Below are 6,798 nucleotides of genomic sequence, written 5' to 3' on the forward strand. Positions count from 1 at the left end.
AGGCATATCCGCCCGCGTCACCAGCCTCCGCTCCGTTGACCTGCACTTTCAGCTCGGGACGGACTCCAGAACCCCCGAATTGCGCGGAACGCAGGAGAGCGGCGACTTCGCAATGCAGTGGGGCATCAACGGCAGCCCCAGCCAGATCTGGTCCCTCAAGGAGCACGAGGCAGGCGTCTACCGGCTCATCGCCAAGCACTCAGGCAAGGTGCTGGCAGTCGCAAACGCCTCCACCGACCCGGGCGCGCGCGTGGTGCAATTCGACTCAGGTACTGACACGAACGAGCTCTGGCTGCTCAAGGCCGTTCCCTAGTTAAACGCTCTGCGTGCGGGCCGCCAGCTCGTGCAGCAGGTGCGGGACGCGTCCGGGCTGGTACCGCATGGCGGAGATGAACGCGGTGACCGATGGCCGGCGGACCTCCTCCGGAGCTGCCCGCTCGGCCGCCAGCAGCGCGTCGACGGCACGGTCGCGGTCCCCGAAGGCGTCCCAGGCGCGGGCGGTGTCGATGCAGTACCTGGCGTATCGTTCGGAGGTCGGCAACTGGGCCAGGGTCCACCGTCCGCGCCACCGTCAGGGACGCGCTCGGGTCGCCCAGGGCGTTGTGGATGCTGATCCGATAGGCGGCCACCGTGGCCGGCGTGGGGATGCCGAGGGCGGGCGGCGCCGCGCGGAGCCGGCGGGCGGCGAGCTCGGCCTCGCTGATGAAGGTGTCGGCATCATGGGGCTTGCCGGCCTGGGCGCTGGCGTAGGCGGCGGTGCAGAGCAGGTTGACGTAGCGGGCCAGCACGAGGGAGTCGGTCTGGCCGGTGCCGGCGTCCAGGCGGGCCGCGGTGTCGGCCAGCAGGCCGGTGGCGCTGGCATGGCGTCCCTGCCGGCGCATGGCGATCGCCACCTCCCGAGCCGCACCGGCGACGGCCAGCACGTCGCCGGAGGCGCGGGCAGCGCGCAGGGCGCGGTCGGCGGCGACCCACGCCACGGCGTCGGTGTGGGCCTTGGTGGCGAGCATGGCGGCCAGGACGTAGGCGTCGGCGAGCAGCGCATGCGCCCGGTCCCGGACGCGGCCGGCGGCGTCGGCGGCGGTGGTCTCGGCGGCCTGGATGAGGGATGGCAGGATCATCGACGCCGCGCTGTAGCTGGTGGCGGCGAGCGCCGCGCGGGCCCTGCCGAGCTGGGCGGTCAAGGTGGCCAGGCTGGCGGGCGCGGCCGTGCCGGGATCGGTCAGGAGCGTTCCAGACGTGCGGTGGTGGTGTCGCTGACCGTGTCGGAGGCGGTGACGCTCAACAGCGCGGGCCCGGCGGCCACGCTGGCGAGGAAGTGACGGCGCTTCACGTTCTGTTCCTCCCCTGCCGCTGAAGGATCCACCCTAATCGCCGGCCCTGCGGCGGAGGGTGTGAACGCGCGGGCGGGCGAGGGGCCGGAGGCCGGTTCTTGAGCCTGGCCCAGCCAGTCGCACGGGATGGCCAGGGCCTGGGCGAGGCAGCGCAGCGTGGCGATGTCGTGCAGGGGCTGCCGGCCGGTCTCCAGGCGGAAGACCGTGGCAGCCGAGTAGCCGGCCACCGCCCCGAGTTGCTCCTGTGTCAGGCTCGCCCGCTGGCGGGCCAGCCGGACGACGAGGGGGTAGTCCGCGGCCTTCACCGCGGCGAGCAGCGCGGTGGGGATACGTGCGGGGCTGTGTGGCGTATCCAGCATCGAGGTCACCGGCCCTGGACGGGGGAACTTCAGCGTAGCTCAGCCGCGCGTGGCCACCATAGGTGATCTCGCCCTGACGGTGTGCGACTTGCGAGGAATGCAAATGATCTTGCAGGGTGCGCGCACACTCTCGCCGAAGCCCACCCTCGTCGGCTGTCGTAGAGAGCGACGGGCCACACGGCCCCGGCCGAAAGGAGAACGCTCATGTTCGACGACACCACCCAGCCCGCCCAGGCGCAGCCCTACACCGCTCCCGCCCTGCACGACCTCGGCACCATCCGCGCCGTCACCCTCGGCTCCTCCGAGAACGACACCGCCGACAAGAAGAAGTACTACAACTAACCCGCCAGCTCCTCGTCCTGCACGCCCGTAGAGGCGTACGCTGCACCACCGCCGACGCTGAGGGAGCGGTCCTGCTGGACACCCATCAGGACCGCGTCTACGGCCTCAACCCGTCCGCCGCCGTCATCTGGCACGCCCTGGCCGACGGAGCCGACGCCGCCGCGGCCGCCGACATCGCGACCACTGCCCTGCTGGCCGGCTTCGTCATCGACCCGGCCACCGCCCGCCGGGACGCCGAGTCCCACCTGGCCCTGCTCATCGGGCACGGCCTGCTGCAGGAGCGGCCATGACGAGCCACATGGTCCTGCCGCCGGTGGAGCATCGGCTCAGCCTCACCGATCGGCTCTCGGCGCTGGCCGCGCGCCTGCTCACCGCCGGCCTGATGCGGCTCCCGTTCCCGGTGCTGTCCGAAGTGCTCAGCACGCTCGGCGGGCGGTGCCGGCACGCGGCCACCCCGACACAAGCCCAAATCGCCGCCGAGGCCGCCCGGTGGGCTGGACACTGGATGCCGGGGCGGGCCGCCTGTCTGGAGAACGCCGTGGCCGCCATGCTGACCGCGGCGGTCCGGGGCCGGCGCGTGTACGTGTGCATCGGGGCGCGCATGCAGCCCTACGCCACGCACGCCTGGATCGAGACCGCCACGGGAGCCGCAGGCGAATCGCAGCATCCTGACCGGCCGTACCACCTGCTGCTCCGCATATGACCAACGACCAGAGGGGAACCGTCGTAGCGATGACCGTCAGCCCAGCCGTCCAGCACGCGCTCGACCACGTCAGCGAGACCCACTACACCCTGGAGGACGACGGCTCCAAGCTGCCGCAGACCTCCGCGCCCAGCACCATCGCCACCATGCTGGACATGCTCGACGTGCGGCCCGGCCAGCGCGCCGTGGAGGTCGGCACCGGGTCGGGCTTCTCCACCGCCCTGCTGTCCCATCTGGTCGGCGAGAGGGGCTGGGTCACCTCCAGCGACATCGACCCCGCTCTCATCACGCGGGCCGGGCAGCGGCTACACGCGGACGGCCGCGCCAACGTCACCCTGCGGGCCGCTGACGGCGCCGACGGTGACGACGGGGAGCAGGTGGACCGGGTCATCGCGTGGGCGACTTTGGAGCGCATCCCCGACGGGTGGGTTCGCCGCGCCGCTCCGGGGGCTGTCATGGTCGTCCCGGTCCAGGTGACGGACCTGGCCAAGACCTTCCTCGTCGTCCGCGTTCACGTCGGGCACGACCAGGCGCTGGAGGTGGACGGGCTGCTGCAGGCGGGGTTCGTCGAGGCCACCTCGCACGTCCTGGACCAGTGGATCGTGCCGCCGCGCGACGTCGACGCGCTCGTCCACGACGGTGAGGGGCAGCCGTGGTGGCTGTCGGCCTCGTGGCTGCGCTCGGGCGACACCGGCCGGCGCCTGCTGCAGGAGCTCCAGACGTCCGGTCGCACCGTGGAGGGGCCGCTCGTCGCCGGGGAGGAGCCCGCCGACTTCTACGCATTCCTGCTGGCCACCCGGCCCGGGGGCCTGACCACGGCCGCGCTCGGTGACCCGGTATGGCGCATCGGCGCCTCCACCTCCACCGGCATCGCCCTCATCACCCCTCGTGACGCCGGCCGGCATGTGGCCGCCGGAGACGACAGCGCCGGCGACCTGCTCGCCGGCTGGGTTCAGGAGTGGCGCGGCCAGGGCAGGCCCGGCCTGGGCCAGATGACGGCCGAGCTGCACCACGGCGACGGCGGCTGGGCGGTCCGTCCCACGCTGGCCGTCGGCACGCCGCCGGTCGGAGCACCTGCGCTCTGAGGTCGTGCGGGCCCCGGACACGCGCGGACTGGGCCCGATCCGGTGATCGTGGTCAGCAGGTTGCTTATCGCCCAACACATTCAGAAAGCGTTCGATAATCCAGGTCAGACCGCGCCAACGCAGCCGGGGAAAGAGGCACCGGGAAACACCGAGGCCAACATCGATGGCTATCTTGGGTTCGCAGCCCTTCCCGCAGCTCAACGCGATGTGATCTTGTCAGGCACGTAAGGCAAGTAGGCCGCTTGACGCCTTGGGGCACCGGCCATCCGGCCCTCGACGCTTTCCTCGCCACGGCCCCCACCGCCAACCCCAACATGCACCGCGCCTACGCCTCAGCCATCGACCGCACCATCGCCCTGCTCGTCCGAGTCAGGGCGCTCGCCGACCTCGCCGACCTCGCGACGCCAGGCGACCCTGGCCAGACACTTTGACAGCCAGATCAGGGCGGGGCCCACCACCGCGGATGGGCGCCGTGCTTGATTTCCGGCCCGGACCGTGAGAGCAAGGCCAGGCTCATGCCCTGCCAGCGCGCCAAGGTGTGGGCGCCGCGTGCGGTCTGCTGGCCGGGGATTCGTCAGCAGCGGCCGAGATGCGCGGAACTGGAGGCGCTCAACACCGCGCTGCCCGAACTGGACTGCGCCCACCGCTGCCGGTAACGCTTGCCCAGGCCACTGGTCTGCAGCGCGTTCACCGCTCCTCCCGGCCGGTCAGCTCGTGCATGCGGCGCAGCAGCGCCGCGCGCCGGGCATGGGCGCGCACCGCCAGCGCCAGGGCCACCGCGACGAACAAGCCCCCGACCGCCAGGGCGAGCCCCGCCCCGGTGCCACGCTGCACGGCTACGACGGTCACGAGTGCCGTGGTGGCCAGCGAGGCGGCCAGGCCGATCCAGGCGGCGATCACCCGATCGGTGGCGAACAGCGGAACCCGGCGCGTCAGCAGCCACCCGCCGTATGTCGCCCAGGCCAGGCAGAACACGGTGAACAACGCGAACGCCAGATGCGTGCGCCCGGGCAGCGGTCCTGGCTCCGACCACCACAACGCGCCCACGAACACCGCGCCGGCTACACCGGCCAGCAGTGCCACCACCGCCCGGATCCGGACTCTCAGCGACAGCACCGGCGCCAGGTGCTCGATCATGTCCTGCGCCGACAGGCGCGGTTCTTCTGTCATGGCCGGTACCCCTTCTCCTCCAGGTGTTCACGTAACAGACGACGGGCGCGGTTGAGCCGGGACTTGACCGTTCCGGCCGGGATCTGGCAAATGTCCGCGCACTCCTCCACCGGCAGGTCCTCCAGGTAGAACAGGACGAGGATCTCCCGTTCCAGCACCGGCAGAGCTGACAGCACGCTCACGAGCGCGGCGCGATCCACCATGGCCTCAGCCGGGTCTTCGACGACCACGTCGCCGAATCCGGACGTCTTCTCCGCCTGGGCGTACTCGCCGCGCAGCCGGTCGGTGACCGACCGCCGGGCAATCGTGAACAGCCACGGCGCGAACCGGCCCGGGTCCCTCAGCCGAGGCAGGCCGCGGACGACGGCCAGCCAGATCTCCTGCGTCACGTCGTCAGCCCGGTCAGCATCGAGCATGCGACGCACATAGATCCACACCGGCATCCGCCAACGAACCAGCAACTCGGCCAGCGCCACGCGCTCTCCCAGCTGAGCACGCACCACCAGCAGCTCATCGGTCATCTCGTCCTCCCGTCATCTTGCACAGTCGGGCGAGAAGCCAAGAAGGTTCACGGTTCCCGGATCACCTACGGAGCATGGTCACCGCAAGCTGCGATCCAGATGCCGATAGATCGTGGCGCGGCTGACGCCGAGCCGATCAGCAATCTGCTGGACGGTGTAGCGTCGCTTACCGTCCGATCCCTTCATGTCGTACAGCGCGCGGGCCATCTCCACCCCGTGCGCGTCCAGCGAGGGAGGGCGGCCGAGCTCCCCCTTGTACTCTTCATATGGTGGATGCCGGACAAGATCGCTAATTTCCTGGAACAAGGGGTGCCGTTAACCAACGTGTCATAGGCCGCCAAACCTCGAAGATCCCTAGCCTGACCTTCTGTAATGCTCAAGGGGCCGGCGCGGATCTATGGGCATGGAACGTCCGCCGCTTGGCATGGATGAACTCATCGAGCACTGGACTGTGCTGAGCGATGTGGGCTTCCCCTCTTAACGTGGAGACCGAACCGGGAGAGGTTTGGTCGTGGCAGGAACCACGAGGCGTCGCTTTGATCCGGAGTTCCGGGCCGGGGCGGTGAGGATCGTCAGGGAGACCGGCAAGCCCGTCGCGCGGGATCTGGGCATCAACGAGTACACGCTGTACAACTGGGTGCAGATGGACTGGCTCGCGGCAGGGCAGACCGGTGGCGACAGCGGAGGCGGGACGCTGAAGGAGTCGGCGGAGGAGGAGCTGGCGCGGCTGCGGCGGGAGAAGGCCGAGCTGGTCAAGCAGCACGCCAAGGAGAAGGCGGCCTGGGAGAAGGAACGCACGGAGCTGGAGGACGAGCGTGATGTCCTCAAGCGTTCCGTGGTCTTGTGGGTGAAGGAGGCGATGGGCCGGTGAGCGTGGCGGCCTTCATCTGCTCCCAGAAGACCGACCACGGCATCGACCACGCGATCTCCTGCCGGGTGCTGGAGGTCTCCCAGTCATGGTTTTACAAGTGGAAGAACCGCATCGGGGAGGACGCGCCGACCGCCCGCCAGCAGCGGCGGGCCCGGTTGGATGCGGAGATCGGGCGGCTGTTTGCGGCCTCGGGCGGTACGTACGGTTCACCGCGGATCACCCAGGACCTGCGTGAACTGGGCTGGCGGGTGTCGGAGAACACAGTGGCCAGGCGGATGGTTGAACTCGGCACTGGCCGGGCGGAGTCCGAAGAAGCCGCGTTCGACTAATGGGACCTACCGGGTCGGCCTCGCTGGCAGACTCGGTGCCTGGTAGCCGCTGGTGAGTGAGCACTCTCGTCGACCGGACTTCGAGTC

At 70.3% G+C, this 6,798-nt stretch carries 14 protein-coding genes; 9 read left to right on the top strand and 5 right to left on the bottom strand.

Annotated elements, in window-relative coordinates; translation table 11 throughout:
• Positions 1–313, top strand: a 313-nt coding sequence (locus ACIHAD_RS48620; protein WP_397361708.1) for an RICIN domain-containing protein, incomplete at its 5' end; no start/stop codon positions are given.
• On the opposite strand, the gene ACIHAD_RS48625 is transcribed toward ACIHAD_RS48620, so the two are convergent.
• Both ACIHAD_RS48625 and ACIHAD_RS48630 read right to left on the bottom strand, forming a co-directional pair.
• Entirely contained in the window at positions 297–1,181 is an 885-nt protein-coding gene (locus tag ACIHAD_RS48625; protein ID WP_397361709.1) for a hypothetical protein, read from the bottom strand. The two genes, ACIHAD_RS48620 and ACIHAD_RS48625, sit on opposite strands and share 17 nt — an antisense overlap.
• A gap of 38 nt (positions 1,182–1,219) precedes the next feature.
• Complete coding sequence (locus ACIHAD_RS48630) at positions 1,220–1,690, bottom strand: multiprotein-bridging factor 1 family protein (RefSeq protein WP_397361711.1); 471 nt, start codon at positions 1,688–1,690, stop codon at positions 1,220–1,222.
• Positions 1,691–1,894: 204 nt separating this feature from the next.
• Between ACIHAD_RS48630 and ACIHAD_RS48635 the strand changes: the two genes are divergently transcribed.
• The 6 genes from ACIHAD_RS48635 (at position 1,895) to ACIHAD_RS48660 (ending at position 4,476) form a co-directional block, all read left to right on the top strand.
• Positions 1,895–2,032: a lasso RiPP family leader peptide-containing protein gene (locus ACIHAD_RS48635; RefSeq protein ID WP_397194201.1), complete on the top strand. Its 138-nt coding sequence runs from the start codon at positions 1,895–1,897 to the stop codon at positions 2,030–2,032.
• 125 nt (positions 2,033–2,157) lie between these two features.
• Complete coding sequence (locus ACIHAD_RS48640) at positions 2,158–2,322, top strand: hypothetical protein (protein ID WP_397361721.1); 165 nt, start codon at positions 2,158–2,160, stop codon at positions 2,320–2,322.
• Positions 2,319–2,735: a lasso peptide biosynthesis B2 protein gene (locus ACIHAD_RS48645; RefSeq protein WP_397361712.1), complete on the top strand. Its 417-nt coding sequence runs from the start codon at positions 2,319–2,321 to the stop codon at positions 2,733–2,735. The genes ACIHAD_RS48640 and ACIHAD_RS48645 overlap by 4 nt, the downstream gene beginning before the upstream one ends.
• Before the next feature lie 29 nt (positions 2,736–2,764).
• The gene (locus tag ACIHAD_RS48650; RefSeq protein WP_397361713.1) at positions 2,765–3,820 is read left to right on the top strand and encodes a protein-L-isoaspartate O-methyltransferase; all 1,056 of its coding nucleotides are present in this window, start codon (positions 2,765–2,767) and stop codon (positions 3,818–3,820) included.
• Positions 3,821–4,062: 242 nt separating this feature from the next.
• Entirely contained in the window at positions 4,063–4,251 is a 189-nt protein-coding gene (locus ACIHAD_RS48655; RefSeq protein WP_397361714.1) for a hypothetical protein, read from the top strand.
• Between the two features lie 84 nt (positions 4,252–4,335).
• Positions 4,336–4,476, top strand: coding sequence for a hypothetical protein (locus ACIHAD_RS48660; RefSeq protein WP_397361715.1), 141 nt, complete (start codon positions 4,336–4,338; stop codon positions 4,474–4,476).
• Positions 4,477–4,507: 31 nt separating this feature from the next.
• Here the strand turns inward: ACIHAD_RS48660 and ACIHAD_RS48665 are convergent, their stop codons facing one another.
• The 3 genes from ACIHAD_RS48665 to ACIHAD_RS48675 all read right to left on the bottom strand — a co-directional run bounded on the left by ACIHAD_RS48665 (position 4,508) and on the right by ACIHAD_RS48675 (position 5,817).
• Positions 4,508–4,990, bottom strand: a complete 483-nt coding sequence (locus ACIHAD_RS48665) for a hypothetical protein (RefSeq protein WP_397361716.1) — start codon at positions 4,988–4,990, stop codon at positions 4,508–4,510.
• Positions 4,987–5,511 carry an RNA polymerase sigma factor gene (locus ACIHAD_RS48670; RefSeq protein ID WP_397361717.1) on the bottom strand — a complete coding sequence of 175 codons (525 nt, stop codon included), beginning with the start codon at positions 5,509–5,511 and terminating at the stop codon, positions 4,987–4,989. The genes ACIHAD_RS48665 and ACIHAD_RS48670 overlap by 4 nt, the downstream gene beginning before the upstream one ends.
• Before the next feature lie 78 nt (positions 5,512–5,589).
• Positions 5,590–5,817 carry a helix-turn-helix domain-containing protein gene (locus ACIHAD_RS48675; protein ID WP_397361718.1) on the bottom strand — a complete coding sequence of 76 codons (228 nt, stop codon included), beginning with the start codon at positions 5,815–5,817 and terminating at the stop codon, positions 5,590–5,592.
• A gap of 205 nt (positions 5,818–6,022) precedes the next feature.
• Between ACIHAD_RS48675 and ACIHAD_RS48680 the strand changes: the two genes are divergently transcribed.
• Both ACIHAD_RS48680 and ACIHAD_RS48685 read left to right on the top strand, forming a co-directional pair.
• The gene (locus ACIHAD_RS48680) at positions 6,023–6,382 is read left to right on the top strand and encodes a transposase (protein ID WP_397361719.1); all 360 of its coding nucleotides are present in this window, start codon (positions 6,023–6,025) and stop codon (positions 6,380–6,382) included.
• Entirely contained in the window at positions 6,379–6,711 is a 333-nt protein-coding gene (locus ACIHAD_RS48685) for an IS3 family transposase (RefSeq protein WP_397361720.1), read from the top strand. Before ACIHAD_RS48680 ends, ACIHAD_RS48685 begins: the two co-directional genes overlap by 4 nt.
• The last annotated feature ends 87 nt before the right edge of the window (positions 6,712–6,798 follow it).

This window comes from Nonomuraea sp. NPDC052265, assembly GCF_044547985.1.
GTDB lineage: Bacteria > Actinomycetota > Actinomycetes > Streptosporangiales > Streptosporangiaceae > Nonomuraea.

Bases quoted from the DNA above. Each gene is read 5' to 3' on its own strand.
- ACIHAD_RS48630 (WP_397361711.1), bottom strand. From the start codon at position 1,690: ATGCTGGATACGCCACACAGCCCCGCACGTATCCCCACCGCGCTGCTC.
- ACIHAD_RS48635 (WP_397194201.1), top strand. From the start codon at position 1,895: ATGTTCGACGACACCACCCAGCCCGCCCAGGCGCAGCCCTACACCGCT.
- ACIHAD_RS48645 (WP_397361712.1), top strand. From the start codon at position 2,319: ATGACGAGCCACATGGTCCTGCCGCCGGTGGAGCATCGGCTCAGCCTC.
- ACIHAD_RS48650 (WP_397361713.1), top strand. From the start codon at position 2,765: ATGACCGTCAGCCCAGCCGTCCAGCACGCGCTCGACCACGTCAGCGAG.
- ACIHAD_RS48660 (WP_397361715.1), top strand. From the start codon at position 4,336: ATGCCCTGCCAGCGCGCCAAGGTGTGGGCGCCGCGTGCGGTCTGCTGG.
- ACIHAD_RS48665 (WP_397361716.1), bottom strand. From the start codon at position 4,990: ATGACAGAAGAACCGCGCCTGTCGGCGCAGGACATGATCGAGCACCTG.
- ACIHAD_RS48670 (WP_397361717.1), bottom strand. From the start codon at position 5,511: ATGACCGATGAGCTGCTGGTGGTGCGTGCTCAGCTGGGAGAGCGCGTG.